The organism is Acaryochloris marina MBIC11017 (assembly GCF_000018105.1).
Classification (GTDB): Bacteria; Cyanobacteriota; Cyanobacteriia; order Thermosynechococcales; family Thermosynechococcaceae; genus Acaryochloris; species Acaryochloris marina.
Window position 1 is genome coordinate 6,215,679 of record NC_009925.1, and the last position, 14,825, is coordinate 6,230,503.

The following is a 14,825-nucleotide window of genomic DNA, read 5'->3' on the forward strand; positions in this document are numbered from 1 at the left end:
CATCCTCAGTTTATTGGACACTACATTACTGAAGTCCAGAAAACGCATTCTTCCAACAATAAATTAGACCTACTGTCTTCAATCTGCTAATTGCTTTGCTGCGATAAGGAACTGTTTTCTCAACCATTGGTGCTGAGGGCGATTATTGTGTCGCTGATGCCAAATCATAGAGACTGTAAATCTGGTGACATCAATTGGTGGTGGTAAAAGCTTCAATCCCATCTCTTTGGCGCACCGCTCTGCCATCCGCTTGGGGAGGAGAGCAACACAATCTGAATTGGCTAGGAGAAAGGGAACAACCATGAAGTGGGGCGTTGACCAAACGACCTGGCGGGACTGCTGCTGTTGTTCTAAAATCAAATCGCCAATGCCGCGAAAGTCGTCCTGAAAGGATACAAGAATGTGAGTCCTTTCCACATATTGTTCTAGTGATAGTTCAGTCAATGGGCAGTCACTCTGCAAAACGCAGACAAATTCTTCCTGATAGAGGGATTCTTGAACATGCCAACGCTTGAGGTCCAACCCAGCTCCAATAAATAAATCAATACTATTGTCATCGAGCGCTGCTAAAACTGCATCTTTATTCAACCCTTTTACTCGAATTTGTATTCCTGGGGCTTGCTGAGTCAGTTGTTGGAGCAAATTAGCGCTGAGTGTGGCTTCAACATAGTCGTTTGTCGCAATCCGAAAATCTTCTTGAGCGGTGGCTGGATTAAACACATCTTTAGCTAAGAGCGTTTCTTGAATTTCTGCCAAGATTTGTCGCACCTGTGGGCTAATTTCTAGGGCGTAGGGAGTAACCTCCATCTGTCGCTGGGAGGTTCGAATCAAAATGGGATCTTTCAGCACCGCTCTTAATCGCTTCAATGCGTGGCTCATAGCGGATTGGCTCATGTTGAGTTTTTCGGCAGCCTGCGTAACGCTTGCTTCCTGAACCAAGATATCGAACGCAAGTAATAGATTGAGATCAAGCTGACGGAGGCTTGAGTAGTCAATAGTCACTGAAGAATCTTCTGGAATTAGTGTCATCGATATTACTTATCTATAATATTCATTTGACTCATGCTGTCAATGGTCATTAGTCTACCGATAGAGGGGCAAATTGAGCCACAACTCTCAAGCTGCCTTAATGCTTATCGCAATCAGGGAGACCCATATGACGAACGCTATCCAATTCCACGAAATAGGTAGAACTGATGGTCAGATGATCGAAGCCCCTGTATCAATAGACGAGGGCCCAAGAAAAAGACCTTTGGCTAGAAATTGCATTAGCCAAAATCTAGCGATGCCCTTTGATACCTAACTCAAGTGGTTGAAATACCTTAGATACTGTCTAGATTGGTCTTCAACGATGTTATTGAAATGTCTATAGCTAAAAACTTTAGAGATTTGGATTTTGTAGGAGCTGTACAACTGCTCAATCAGGCCATTCCAATCAACGCTCCTTTGCGCCTTAGCGTTATCACCCCGGCAGGTGGACCAACCCCAAGGGCTAATGTGATTAGCTAAGAGGTTGCTGTCTCTCGGTCAATTTTGATTTTGACGTCAAGTTCCAAAGAAGTCGATTGACAGAGCTAGAGAGCAAGCTACAAATACAGCGATCCCCTTTCTTTGCCCACCAATATCAAAGGTGATAATCAATATATTGATTCAAAGTACGGCATTGTATTTGCTCCTGCAAAAATACTGTATATTCTCAACTAATTGACTGTATAAAATACTACTAAATTGTATTTATTAATGATTTTTATGAATTAAAATGACTCGCTTCCTAGGATTCTAATTAGGCATTGAATATGGAGATGGAAAAGCTCAACCAGACATTTATAAGACTAAATACCTGTGCATTTTATCCTTGCAAAACACTGAAAAAATCATTATTTTGGCACAATATACTCTAAATCCTTTAATTAGTTCAAGAATCAAATATTAGTTCTATTAATAATAGATATTCATCATATTGATGACAGCAAGAATTGACTAAGGAAGACAAGAATAGACAAGAAAAACAATCAGTTTTTACCTAGTTTAGAGACTTAGCTGGTGAAGCTACTTCTCTCTCATAGAAAACGATGGAAATGACCGATTGGAGGCGAATGACTTCTGGAAAGGTTTTGTCCTCCACAGTTGCATAGAGCGATGGATATAGGTTTCCAATTTCAAAGACAACTCAGCATGGAGAAATCCATCCTTCGCGACTCAGGAAATGACATGGGCAAGTCGAAATGATTGAATCTCGGTATAGTGGCCTTCCTCGGATGATTATGTGTGTTGGCCTTTTTGCGATCACCCTGGGAGGATGCGGTAGCAGTGATCAAGTGAATCAGCCCCAGGCAATCGCGGTTAAATTAAGCACTGTCGAATCTGACACATTGGTTGACAGTAGTGAATTTATTGGTACATCGACGGCTCGTGATCGCGTCAGTCTGGCTCCCCGTATTGACGGCAGGATTTTGGAGATTTTTGTCAGGCAGGGCGATCGCGTCCGTCGAGGTGACAAGATTGTCCGCTTAGAACCCACCCGGGATCGCGAAAATGTGAACGCAGCTAGCCAAAGTGTCAACGTTGAGCGGGCACGATTAGGGCAAGCAGTGGCTGAACTAAGAACCGCCCAAGCTAATCGTGCTGCAGCTGCTGCTCAAGTCAAAAGTGCTAAGGCTGATCTCCAGACGATAGAGGCTGAAGTAGAGCTGGCCCAGATTAACCTGGACCGCACTAAAAAGCTGGTTAAGGATGGGGTGCTTCCCCAGCAGAACTTGGACGATTCGACACGAGATCTGAAAACAAATATTGCCCAGCGAAACTCTCGGCGGGAATCGCTGAATGCAGCAATTGAGTCCCAACAGGCAGCCGATCAGCAGGTTGATCAAGCCCAGGCTAATGTGGACAGCCAAAAAGCCGCGATTGCTCGATCTAAGGCTGAATTGAGAGCAGTAGGTCAGAACTTGGAGTTCAATACGATCCGTGCCCCAATTGATGGTGTGATTGGTAGCTTTGATAGCAAGAAAGTGGGAGATTATGTCAGCGTGGGGGAGCAACTGACGACACTGACCAATAATCAGACTCTTGAGCTTAATATTAATATCCCCATCGAAAATCGCGATCAGATAAAGCGGGGATTGGCGGTGGAAACGATTGGGAACAATGAGCGCCATATCGTTAGGGGACAGATAAACTATATAGCTCCCCTCGTTCAGCAAAATGCCCAATCGATTCTGACCAAGGCAACTTTCCCAAACCAACGTCGCCTTAGAGATCGCGAGTACGTGAGGGTTCGAGTGATTTGGAATGAAAGGCCTGGCATATTAATTCCTACCACTGCCATTTCCACCTTAGGTGGACAAAGCTTTGTCTATATTGCCCAAGAGCAAAGTACCCAATCTGGTGAGCGGTCGATGATGGTTCGACAGCAACCCGTCAAACTAGGCAGAATTCAGGATCAAGCCTATCAAATACTGTCTGGTATCAAAGTTGGAGATCGCATTGCCACTTCCAATATTTTGAGCTTGAAAGACAATACGCCGATTACAGATGCAGAGACGGTCGGACGATTGGAATCCAAGATTCAGAAGACACAGGGGACTCATTAATGCTGCTGTCTGTCTCTAGCCCTTTTATTAAACGCCCGGTATTAACAACGGTCTGCACCATTGTGATTGTGTTGTTGGGGGTCATTGCGATGGCCTTGTTGCCGCTCGATAAACTGCCCCAAATTGCTCCTAAACAGATTGCAGTTCGGGCCAACTATGTGGGAGTAGATGCTAAGACTGCAGTCGATAACGTCACCACCGTGCTGGAGCGAGAGATTAACGGTACTGAAGATGTCAAGTGGATGACTTCAAGTACGGATAACACGGGCACTGCCACCATAAACGTTTCTTTTCCAGTGGAGAAAGATACCAATATTTCCCAGGTTCTGGTGCAAAATCGGGTCGCTCAAGCCCAGTCAGAACTCCCGCCTAGCGTTATCTCTACTGGAGTGACCACTGAGAAGGAATCGCCCAGCGTTACGCTGGTGTACTCACTCTATTCCGAGAAAGATGAGGCCGGAAGCTACTATTACAATCCCCAGTTTCTTTACAACTATTTGGATCGTTATCTGTGGAATGAACTCAAGCGAATTGAAGGGGTAGGCAGTTTGAGAGCCTTCGGGGCTGCGGCATACTCCATGCGGCTATGGCTCGACCCCGATAAGCTGGCAGCTCGGGGATTGACTGCTGCTGATGTTGTTAACGCAGTTCAGACGCAGAACTTTGAAGTGGGGGCGGGTGGTGTGGGCCGACAACCCGGCCTCCCCCAGCAGCAATTTGAGTTGCCCTTACGGGTCTTAGGGCGGTTCACCACCGTTGAGGAAGCTGAAAATATTGTGGTCCAGTCAGAGGCTGATGGCACACTGATCAAAGTCTTGGATGTGGGACGGGCCGAACTCGGAGTAGAGGACTATTTCTCCCAAGCTGTATTTGATGCTAAGGATCCGGCGGTTGGATTGATTGTCTACCAACTTCCCGGTACAAATGCCCTCAATACGGCTGAGCTGGTCAAAGCCAAGATGGCAGAGTTGTCAGCGGATTTCCCCCGAGGGTTGAAGGCTGAGATTGCCCATGACAATACACTATTTATTAACGCGTCGCTGCGTGATCTATTAGTGACCCTAGCCCAGGCAATCGGGTTGGTCGTCCTGATTATTTTCATCTTTCTTCAGGACTGGCGAGCCACCTTAATTCCGGCAGTGGCAATTCCAGTAGCACTAGTGGGGACCATGATTGCGCTGCTGGTCCTTGGCTTTACCCTCAACCAGTTGACGTTGTTTGCCTGCATCCTCGCCACGGGGTTAGTGGTAGATGATGGAATTGTGATCGTCGAGGCCGTATCGGCGAAGCTGTCCCAGGGGATGCGTCCCCGACAGGCTGCGCTTGACGCTATGGACGAGTTAGTGGGAGCTGTGATTTCCACCTCTGTCGTCCTGATGGCCGTGTTTATCCCAGTCACGTTTTTCCCCGGAACAACCGGAATTGTGTATAAGCAGTTTGCCTTGACCATTGCCTTTGCCGTTGTCTTCTCCACTTTTAATGCTCTAACCTTTTCTCCCTCCATGTCTGGGGTCTTTCTACGACGGGCAGAACCTGTAAAGGGGCCATTGGGTTGGTTGTTCCCCAGATTTAACCGTAGCTTTGCCTGGCTTAAGGATCACTATCGTCAGCTGATCGAGTTTTTCACCCGCATCACACCTCTGATCATTGGCATCTTTGTCGCGGGCCTCGTGCTGACGGGCTGGATCTATCAAACCTTGCCGCAGGGATTTGTCCCGGAAGAGGACCAGGGCTATTTCTTCGTCATCATCGAAGGTCCGCCAGGGGTGTCATTGAACTACACCCACAACATCACCCAGCAGGCCGCTCAAATGATGATGGATTACGAGGAAGTGGAGCATACCATGGGGTTATCGGGCTTCTCCTTTGATGGTCTCAATAGTAATAAGGGCGTCATGTTCGTCAAGCTCCATCCCTGGAACAAGCGCCCCCAAGATTCCAGCTCTATTTTTGGTGTTTTGCAGCGAGCGAATCAGGATTTTCAGCAGCAGATTGATGGGGGGCGTGTGCTTGCGGTTAATGCACCTGCTGTTGATGGTCTCAGTAGCTTCGGCGGTTCAGAAATTTTTATTGAGGATCGTCAAGGACGTGGGATGGAGGCCTTGATTGCCAATACCCAACAGGTGATTACTGCGGCCAATCAACGGCCAGAGGTCGCCCTGGCCCTGACGACGTTTACCTTCGATAGCCCGATGCTGGAAGCGGAGATTGATCGTAACCGTGCGAATGCCCAAAACGTCAACGTCAGTGAAATTCTAAGTACGTTGCAAACCTATCTGGGGTCTAACTTTATTAACCAGTTTGTGCTGGATGGTCGTCTCTACCGCGTCTATGCTCAAGCTGAGGCTGCCCGACGCCAAAGCCCAGAAGATATCGATAGTTTGTATGTGAGATCGCGAACGGGTACCCTTGTACAGCTCAGTAATCTGATCAATACACAGCAAATTTCTTATCCCCCCATTGTCAACAACTACAACGCTTATCCCGCGATTAAGGTCAACATCGCCCCAGCACCTGGCTATAGTTCAGGGCAGATTATTCAGGCCATGGAAGCAGTGGCTGAAGCCACCCTGCAGCCTGGTTTTGACTATGAGTGGACCAATACGGCTGCTGAGGAGAAAACGGCAGGTGGAGCCGCCCCAGTGGTATTTGGTCTCAGCTTTATCATGGTGTTTTTGGTTCTAGCGGCCCAGTACGAGAGCTATATCGATCCGCTCATTATCATGCTTTCTGTGCCCCTAGCGATTCTGGGTGCCCTGGGCGGCATTTGGTTTAGAGCCACCTTTTTACAGGCAGGCGGGGTGTGGCCCGTCCTCAATAACAATATTTACGCTCAGGTGGGTTTAGTGATGCTGATTGGAATGGCGAGTAAAAATGCCATTTTGATTGTGGAATTTGCCAACAAAAATCGCGACTTGGGCATGAAAATCCGGCAGGCCGCTATTTTTGCTTCAGAACAACGGTTTCGAGCGATTGTAATGACCGCGATTTCAACTCTAGCGGGGTTTATTCCATTAGTGATTGCCTCTGGCGCAGGGGCTGTCAGTCGCTGGTCCCTGGGAACTGCTGTTTTTGGTGGCATGTTGGTCGCCACCATCTTGAGTCTGATTTTCGTGCCCATTCTCTATATCGTGATTAAAAACCTAGAGGAAGACTTCCTCAAGGGAGGCCGAACCAACCAGAAAGATCCGCAAAGGCTGACCGAGAGGCAATCAGACGGCGGTGCTGAGGTTAGCAATATCCAAAGTCAATCGGGAGAGTAATCGTGTTTAAGGACTGGACGCTCAATGACTGGATGAACAATGGTTTATTTTTCGCCACGGTCATCATGCTGATCGGCTCATTTATTTTTGCCTAAACAGGTGGTATCAGACATGAATTTTAGGATGCTGATCTTTTCCGGTGTAATGACGGCGCTAGCAGGTGCAGTCCTAGGCATTGTCGTGGGTCATGTGAGTCCGATGCAATCTCGAAGACCCGTCATTTTTGTGGTGGGTTCAACCCTAGGATTTTTGATCGGTACAGGTTATGAAGCTGTTCAACAGTACAAGGATGAGGAGGTAGATGAGTAAAGCAAGTTTTGACAGCGGCTCAGACCACACCACACGCTGGACCGCCTTTCCTATTAAAAGTTCTTCGTACCCTTTACACAACATCAAAAACTATGGACCTTAAACTTCAAGGCAAACGCGCACTCGTTACCGGCAGCAGCAGCGGCATTGGAGCCGCGATCGCAAAAACCCTCGCCTCTGAAGGTGCCTTTGTCGTTGTTAATGGACGCAATCAGGAACGGGCAAATCAGGTGATGAATGAGATTGTTCAAAATGGGGGGAAAGCAGCGGTGGCGATCGGCGATCTCTCGGCAGACGAACCTGCCAAACAAGTCGCTAAAGCTGCAGCTCAGGCATTTGATGGGATTGATATCCTCGTCAACAATGCTGGTGGGGGTGGGGCGATCAACTGGTTTGATGCTACTGCTGAAGACTGGGCCAATACCTACCAGCAGAACGTCCTCTCGGCAGTCCGATTGATTCAGCAGTTTGCACCCCAAATGAAAGCGGCTGGATGGGGTCGAATCATTAATATTTCCAGTGGTGTGGCCACTCAACCCACCGCCCAGATTGCTGACTATGCCGCTGCAAAAGCTGCGATCGTCAATCTAACGGTCAGTTTGGCTAAGGAATTAGCCTATAGCGGCATTACGGTTAACACCCTCTCTCCCGGTACCATCCGCACCTCTGGTTTAGAGAAAGCTATACGCGGAATTGCCGCTGGGCAGGGCTGGGACACCGATGATTGGGCTGAACTCGAGAAGCGAACGGCTCGTGAAGTCTGGCCGAATCCAACCGGGCGTGTAGGACGAGTCGAAGATATTGCCAATATGGTGACTTATTTGGCGAGCCCGCTGGCAGACTTCATCAATGGTGCAGACTATCGCGTTGATGGCGGCAATATTGGTTCAATTAATTAATCGCCTAAACTACCCGCTGAAAAGGAAGAACAAAAATACTCAAACTGATAAAAGAGATGAAAATTGGATTGATTGGGACGGGAAACATGTCTCGTTCTCTCGGCATTCTCTGGGCAGAGCAAGGCCATGAAATTTTTTGGGGATCACGCGATCCCAACAAGGCAAAGTCCGTCGCTGAGTTCGCAGGTCACAATACCCAAGGGGGCACCAACGACGAAGCGGCTGAGTTTGGTGAAGTAATCTTCTACTCGGTACGAGGCGTAATGCCGTCCACTGTTTTATCCTCCACGGATTGCTTGGCTGGCAAGATCATTCTTGACTGTAACAATCGTGATATCCCAGAAGGGTTTGCCTACGGTCCGTTGATGGCAGAGTCTTTGGCAGAAAAGCTAGCGGTGGATGTTCCCAACGCCCGCGTTGTTAAAGCCTTTAACACAATAGCCCAAGAGGTGTTTGAGCTATCGCCTGAACCGCTTCAGGAACATCAGGTATCGGTCTATATCTGTGGTGACGATCTAGAAGCACGACAGACCACAATGACTTTAGCCAAAGATATTGGATTTAATCCCATTGACTGTGGCCCCCTCCGCAGTGCCCGGATGTTGGAGGCTTTGGGTGACTTTATTCGCTTCATGATTGGCGGAATGGGGCTTGGTCCCTATGCAACGATCTCCGTTAATGTCCTACCAGAGGCTTCTCAGCAGAGGCTGGGCAGACGGCAATCCGGCTCTTGACCCATATATTTGAGGTTTACCGAAATGTCCAAAATCGATACGGTCATTGCCGCCTAGTTCAAGCGTAGAAATAGTTCACACAAATGAGGAAAAACGATGAACGTAGATGTATTGCAACTCAAAGATAAAGTTGCATTGGTCACAGGAGGTTCTAGAGGCATTGGTAAAGCCATCGTTAAAGATTTAATGGAACAAGGAGCCGCAGTAGCCTTTACTTATGCCAACAGCACCGAAAAGGCGAAAGCCCTTGAAGGTGAGTTATCGAGTCTAGGCACGATTAAGGGCTATCAGTCTGATGCCTCTAATCTAGACAACATCAACCAGCTTACCGATGCCATTGAGAAAGATTTTGGCAAAGTCGATATTCTGATTAACAACGCCGGACGATTTGTGAGCAAACCCTTTGATGAAGTCACCGAGGATGAGTTTGAACAGCTCTTTGCAACCAATGTCAAAGGCCCGTTTTTCCTAGTGCAAAAAATGGTGAGACTTATACCTGAAGGGGGCAGAGTCATTAATATCTCATCTGGCTCTACCCAACACTATGTACCCATGTCGAGTATCTACGCGGCTTCAAAAGGTGCCTTGGAGCAATTTACGAGAACGTGGGCCAGAGAACTCAGCGCTAAGAAAATTACGGTCAATAGCCTATTGCCGGGTTACACCGCAACAGACTGGGTGTCTGATACTCCTGAAGAACAGATGCAGTGGATGGCAGGCCAAGCGGCTCTCGGAGAACTCGGCACTGCAGAGGATATTTCACGCGCCGTTCTCTTTCTAGCCTCTGATTTAGGCCGATGGGTGACTGGACAGCAACTTAGTGTTGATGGTGGTTTGTAGTGCGAGAGTGACAGACACCACAGACGAAGATGCAGTTGCTAATTGCGCCGATGTATGGACAGTTTGCGATGGTCTACGGCCAGCCTGCCTCCAGAGGAGGAGCTACGCTAACAGCCATCGCAGACATCAACCAGCGGTCCAGCATGTTCAGGACAGAAAAGCCCGCTATTGAGCCGTCGTTAACCTATAGGAGGGAAAGAACATCATGCATAAACCAGTCATTCTAGTTCTAGGAACCACCGGGCAAACAGGCTCCAAAGTACTCGCACACCTTGATGAGGCTCCGGGCGATTACGCTATTCGCATCTGCTCACGACGACAGCAACAGGTTGATGAATGGACCAGTAGGGGCCGGGATGCTGTGCGCTTAGATCTCGATGATCCAGCAACATTTGGCCCTGCCCTCAACAGCGTTGATCGCATGTTTGTGATCAGCGGCTATACCGTCGATATGCTGTTCCAAATCAAAACCCTCGTGGATGCTGCCATCAAGTGCGGCGTCAGTCATATCGTCCATCAGGGTGTCTTTGCCAACTGGGACACAACTGACCCCCACTTTATTTGGCATCAGCTTGTCGAGTCCTATATCAAAGCCAGTGGAATAGCCTGGACCCATCTGCATCCCAACTACTTTATGGAAAATCTTTTGGGGCTAACCGCCTTGCAAAAGGGATCATTCCCAATGTTCGTCAACAACAAAGCAGTAGGCTGGATTGCGCTGGACGATGTTGCAGCAGTGGCCGTCCGGGTTCTCTGCGAAGGTCCACAGAAGCATAGCGGTAAAGATTACTGGCTTAGTACTGATTCTCTGACGGGTGACCAAGCGGCTGAACTCCTCACGGATGTTTTAGGGCAGACAGTGGTATGTGACCATAAAACACCTGATGAGCTGGCCACCCTTATGCAGGGAGCAGGCGTTGAACCCAATTATGCAGCAGGCGTTGTTGATTTTATGCGACAGGTGATCGACGGTCGCATGGCCTATGTTGCAACTATTCGAGATGACGTTCCCTATGTAACCGGTCGCCCATCGATCTCTTTTCGGGAATGGTGCCAGCAAAAACGTGAAGCACTGCTGCAGGGTATTTAAGGAGTAAGAAGATAATGCAACGAATTTTGATTATTGGCTCGACAGGCGCGATGGGTTCATCCGTTATCCGCGCACTGATTGCCGATCAATCACGAGACTGTCATGTATTGGCGATGACGCGAAATCCTTCAAGCGATCAGGCTAAACAGCTTGTGGAACTGGATAAGCAACGCATTGAGTTAGTCAAAGGCGATCTGGATGATGAGCAAAGCGTAGAAGCTGCGATGAAGGATGTCGATGCTGTCTTTTGCAATACTGCATTCTTCGCATCAGGTAGCGTTGACGGTGAGCGAGCCCATGCTCACGGGGCCATTAACGCAGCTCGCCGAGCCGGTGTCGATCACTTTGTTTATGCATCACTGGATCCGGCCAGTCGCTTATCCGGCGGTCAGTGTTGTGTACCGCACTACGACGCCAAGGCATCCGTTGAAGCGGATATTGACTACCACCGTTCTGATGAGTTTATGCGACAGATTGAGGATGGCTGGTTCAGCAATCACGTCAGCGTGTTGGTGACCTGTCCGTATATCGAAAACTTCTATGACTTCTTTACACCTGATGATGGAGAATTGCCAGACGGTCGTCTAGGTAAGATCTTTCGCGGTCCTATCGTAGGCGATGGGATTTGGCAGATGGTTGCGTTGGCGGATCTCGGCTATTTCGCCCGTATGATGTTGTGCGATGGCCGAAGGCCGGTCGTAGACCATCGCAAAACTTGGGGCGGACGAACCCTCCGCATCGCATCTGAGGAAGCCACCTTACCTGAGATTGTCCAAACTTTTGAAGCGGTTACGGGCATTCCTGCGGCCTACCAGCCGATGACGGAACAGGAGTTTCTTGATTCTGGTTTACCCAATGCCCACGATCCCCTCAACAACATGCTGATGTATCGTGACGGCTTCTTTGAGCGGCGGGACTTTGATGAGCTGCGGACGTTACATCCGGGGCTCAGATCATTTCGCCAGTGGCTACAGGAAACAGGCTGGCGGGGTGAAGCACGAAGTATGCGTAAGAATCCGGCAACTGGCTGAATGAACATGGGGTTGCCATGGTCTATGGCTGGCCTGCCTCAAGAAGAGGAGCTACGCAAATGGCTATCGCGCCTATCAACCCAGCTATTGGCCACCTTCGGAATGGCCTGATAGATGTTTTCAGAAACTTAGTTTGAGTACGTCCGTATGAACAGTAGGAAAGAAACAGTTGTGGTGGTAGGTGCTAGTCGTGGGATTGGTGCTTCCGTTACACAGCACTTCCACAACAATGGGCACAAAGTATTCGCGGTGTCACGCACTCAGGCAAAGGTTAATAGTTGGATCAAAGCAGACATTTCTCAACCGAGTGGAATCCAAGCTGTTGGAGATGCGATAGGAACTGAAACGTTAGATGCTCTACTGTTTATGGGAGGCGTTTGGGAGACGGATGCTTTTACTCAGAACTATAACTTTACAGAGAGTTCTGATGCTGAAACCCGTTTTGTGATCGGCGTTAATACGATCGCACCCATTGAAATCACTCGCATACTCTCCGATAACCTGTTGCAAGCCGCTAATCCCAGAGCAATTTATATCGGTTCTTTATCAGGACTAGATAACCGAGCCTCAGCGGAGGTTGCCAACACAGCCTCAAAGTTTGGTTTGCGGGGCGCTGTCCAGGCACTCAGAATTGCGTTTGACCGCAAGATAGGCTTCACCGTTATCAATCCTGGCAACGTAGCAACGGAAGAAGTTCTGTCAGATATTCAAGAGGGTCGATTCCCACCTCAAAAAGTAATACCGATTTCAGACTTGATTCACAGTGTCGAGTGGCTATTAAGCCTATCACCACTCGTTGACGTTCAAGATCTCAACCTACAGCAGCGATAAAAGTATCAGCAGAATATTTCTGGAGAACAAGGAGCAAGTATGAAGATTGGCATCGTTGGGTCAGGCAATATCGGCGGCACACTGGGACGCCACTGGGCAGGTGTGGGGCATCAGGTGATGTTCAGCTCTCGCCATCCCGAAACACTGCAGCCGATGGCGGATGCGGTCAATGCCCAAACCGGCACCGTTGAGGAAGCGACCAAGTTTGGAGATGTGATCTTGCTGGCGATTCCCTTTGGCAAAGTGCCGGACGTAGCTCAGCAGGTTGGGACACTTGACGGCAAGGTTTTGATTGATGCAGGGAATCCCTATCCCCAACGGGACGGTGCGGTTGCCCAGCAAGTGATCGATGATCCATCTCAGACAGCGACTGGCTATGTTTCTGCTCAGTTTTCAGGTGCGAAGACTATCAAGGCATTCAATTCGATCTACTTCAAGGTGCTGGAAGAGCAAGCATTCCAATCTGAAGATGCTCGCATCGCAGTACAGGTCTGTGGTGATGACGAACAGGCCAAAGCAACCGTTACGCAGCTTATTGAGGAAATTGGCCTTGCTCCGCAAGATATAGGAGTTTTAGCCGATGGCATCTTGTTTGAGCCTGGGGCACCCCTCTATAACAAGAACCTGCCTATCTCTGAAGCTAAAGCCATTTTGCAACAGCTTCGGTAAGCAAACTGGCATAAAAAACACAACACCCTTCGCGCTTGCATTCCCAAAAGCCATGAACGCTTTAGAGGTAAGTACCTCAATTCGACCTGTACACCTTATTCTCTAGTTTTCAGTGTTGATCATGATCGAACTTCCAGTTTTACCTTTACCCTCACAGTGGCCTCCATCCGTTGTCTTGGCGGTAGTGGAATCAGACGAAAGCTTTACCAAAGCGGTCACGGCGTCTTTGCTAGTGACGGCAGGTCTGGTTTTCCTCCTCAGTGTCCTCCTCGGAGAACTCTGCACCCGGCTGAAGCTCCCCTCGGTGTTGGGCGACTTAGCCACTGGCATGATTCTAGGGGGCTCTGTTCTAAGTATTCTGGTCTTTGCAGAGGTTGATCAGGTCGCCAATGGTTCAATACTTCATCTGCTTGAACTGGCGACCGGTGCGCCACCCGATACGGTGATGAATGCCTATCAGTTTCAGATGGGGGAATTCATCAATAACAGCGCCACCATTGGCTTGCTGACCCTTCTGTTTGTCACTGGATTAGAATCCGATCTAGAAGAGTTAATTCGCGTGGGTCCCCAGGCCGTTGCCGTGGCGATGACGGGCGTTTTTCTACCGCTGATCGGGGGTGCGATCGCACTCATCTACATCTTCCATGTCCCCACGATTCCTGCCATTTTTGCCGGAGCAGCCCTGACTGCTACCAGTATCGGCATTACCGCCAATGTCTTACAGGAAATTGGCCATTTACAATCTGATGAAGGGCAAGTGATTCTTGGGGCCGCTATTCTCGACGATATTCTCGGAATCGTGGTCCTGGCCCTGACCCTGAGTCTTGTGGAAACAGGTTCTATTGAGCCGTCAAGTTTGATCCTGCTCGTGATCAATGCTGCCGTGTTTGTGCTGTTGGCGGTTCTGCTCAATCGCTATTTCTGCCCTGTGTTTACGAAGAATATTGAGCGATTTGATAACCCGGCTGCGTTACTGCTTTGCTCCTTTGCCTTTTTGAATATTTTGGCATTACTTGCGATCTCATTCGGCCTCGAAGCTCTCTTAGGCGCTTTCGCTGCAGGACTGGTTTTAGGCGGTACCAGTCAGAGGGAAAAACTGATGCGATTGGTGCAGCCCTTCGTGTTCGTTTACACGACCATTTTCTTTGTCACCATTGGCGCTAGCGTCAATCTGAACGTTCTGAATCCACTGGTGCCAGAAAACCGAGAGGGGCTGGTGATTGCTGCCTGTCTGATTGCGATTGCCGTAATCGGCAAGGTTATCGCGGGATTTACCATCCTTGGAGATAAACCGATTAACCGACTGGCCGTGGGTATAGGTATGATTCCTCGGGGAGAAGTAGGCTTGGTGTTTGCGGGGCTCGGAGCGTCCACTGGAGTTCTATCTGAGTCCCAGGATGCGGCGGTATTGATTATGGTCGTAGTCACAACGTTGATAGCGCCGCTCCTGTTGCGATGGGTCTTCCCGTCTCAACCCGAAATCTTAACGGCAGACACTGCCAAACGCTTTGCAGAAATAGAGGAAGCGGTAGGAGGAAAATTTTAAGAATAATTGATGTCCTGTTTGCA

General features: G+C 48.9%; 12 protein-coding genes. 11 read left to right on the forward strand and 1 reads right to left on the reverse strand.

What is annotated here, in order from left to right; translation table 11 throughout:
• Positions 1-78 precede the first annotated feature (78 nt).
• Positions 79-1,002, reverse strand: coding sequence for a LysR family transcriptional regulator (locus AM1_RS27690; RefSeq protein ID WP_012166259.1), 924 nt, complete (start codon positions 1,000-1,002; stop codon positions 79-81).
• A 1,223-nt stretch (positions 1,003-2,225) separates the two neighbouring features.
• Between AM1_RS27690 and AM1_RS27695 the strand changes: the two genes are divergently transcribed.
• The 11 genes from AM1_RS27695 to AM1_RS27745 all read left to right on the forward strand — a co-directional run bounded on the left by AM1_RS27695 (position 2,226) and on the right by AM1_RS27745 (position 14,802).
• Entirely contained in the window at positions 2,226-3,590 is a 1,365-nt protein-coding gene (locus AM1_RS27695) for an efflux RND transporter periplasmic adaptor subunit (protein ID WP_012166261.1), read from the forward strand.
• Positions 3,590-6,853: an efflux RND transporter permease subunit gene (locus AM1_RS27700; protein ID WP_012166262.1), complete on the forward strand. Its 3,264-nt coding sequence runs from the start codon at positions 3,590-3,592 to the stop codon at positions 6,851-6,853. The genes AM1_RS27695 and AM1_RS27700 overlap by 1 nt, the downstream gene beginning before the upstream one ends.
• A 111-nt stretch (positions 6,854-6,964) precedes the next feature.
• A complete protein-coding gene (locus tag AM1_RS27705; RefSeq protein WP_041660653.1) occupies positions 6,965-7,162 on the forward strand; it encodes a hypothetical protein in 198 nt (65 codons plus the stop codon).
• 92 nt (positions 7,163-7,254) lie between these two features.
• On the forward strand, positions 7,255-8,061 hold the full coding sequence (locus tag AM1_RS27710; RefSeq protein ID WP_012166264.1) for an SDR family NAD(P)-dependent oxidoreductase: 807 nt from the start codon (positions 7,255-7,257) through the stop codon (positions 8,059-8,061).
• Between the two features lie 56 nt (positions 8,062-8,117).
• Entirely contained in the window at positions 8,118-8,795 is a 678-nt protein-coding gene (locus AM1_RS27715; protein ID WP_012166265.1) for an NADPH-dependent F420 reductase, read from the forward strand.
• A 96-nt stretch (positions 8,796-8,891) separates the two neighbouring features.
• Positions 8,892-9,635, forward strand: coding sequence for an SDR family NAD(P)-dependent oxidoreductase (locus AM1_RS27720; RefSeq protein WP_012166266.1), 744 nt, complete (start codon positions 8,892-8,894; stop codon positions 9,633-9,635).
• Between the two features lie 205 nt (positions 9,636-9,840).
• A complete protein-coding gene (locus AM1_RS27725) occupies positions 9,841-10,725 on the forward strand; it encodes an NmrA family NAD(P)-binding protein (protein ID WP_012166267.1) in 885 nt (294 codons plus the stop codon).
• 14 nt (positions 10,726-10,739) lie between these two features.
• Entirely contained in the window at positions 10,740-11,756 is a 1,017-nt protein-coding gene (locus tag AM1_RS27730) for an NmrA/HSCARG family protein (RefSeq protein ID WP_012166268.1), read from the forward strand.
• 147 nt (positions 11,757-11,903) lie between these two features.
• Complete coding sequence (locus AM1_RS27735) at positions 11,904-12,587, forward strand: SDR family NAD(P)-dependent oxidoreductase (protein ID WP_012166269.1); 684 nt, start codon at positions 11,904-11,906, stop codon at positions 12,585-12,587.
• 15 nt (positions 12,588-12,602) lie between these two features.
• A complete protein-coding gene (locus AM1_RS27740; protein ID WP_261891557.1) occupies positions 12,603-13,256 on the forward strand; it encodes an NADPH-dependent F420 reductase in 654 nt (217 codons plus the stop codon).
• Positions 13,257-13,377: 121 nt separating this feature from the next.
• Entirely contained in the window at positions 13,378-14,802 is a 1,425-nt protein-coding gene (locus AM1_RS27745; protein WP_012166271.1) for a cation:proton antiporter, read from the forward strand.
• Positions 14,803-14,825: the final 23 nt, after the last annotated feature.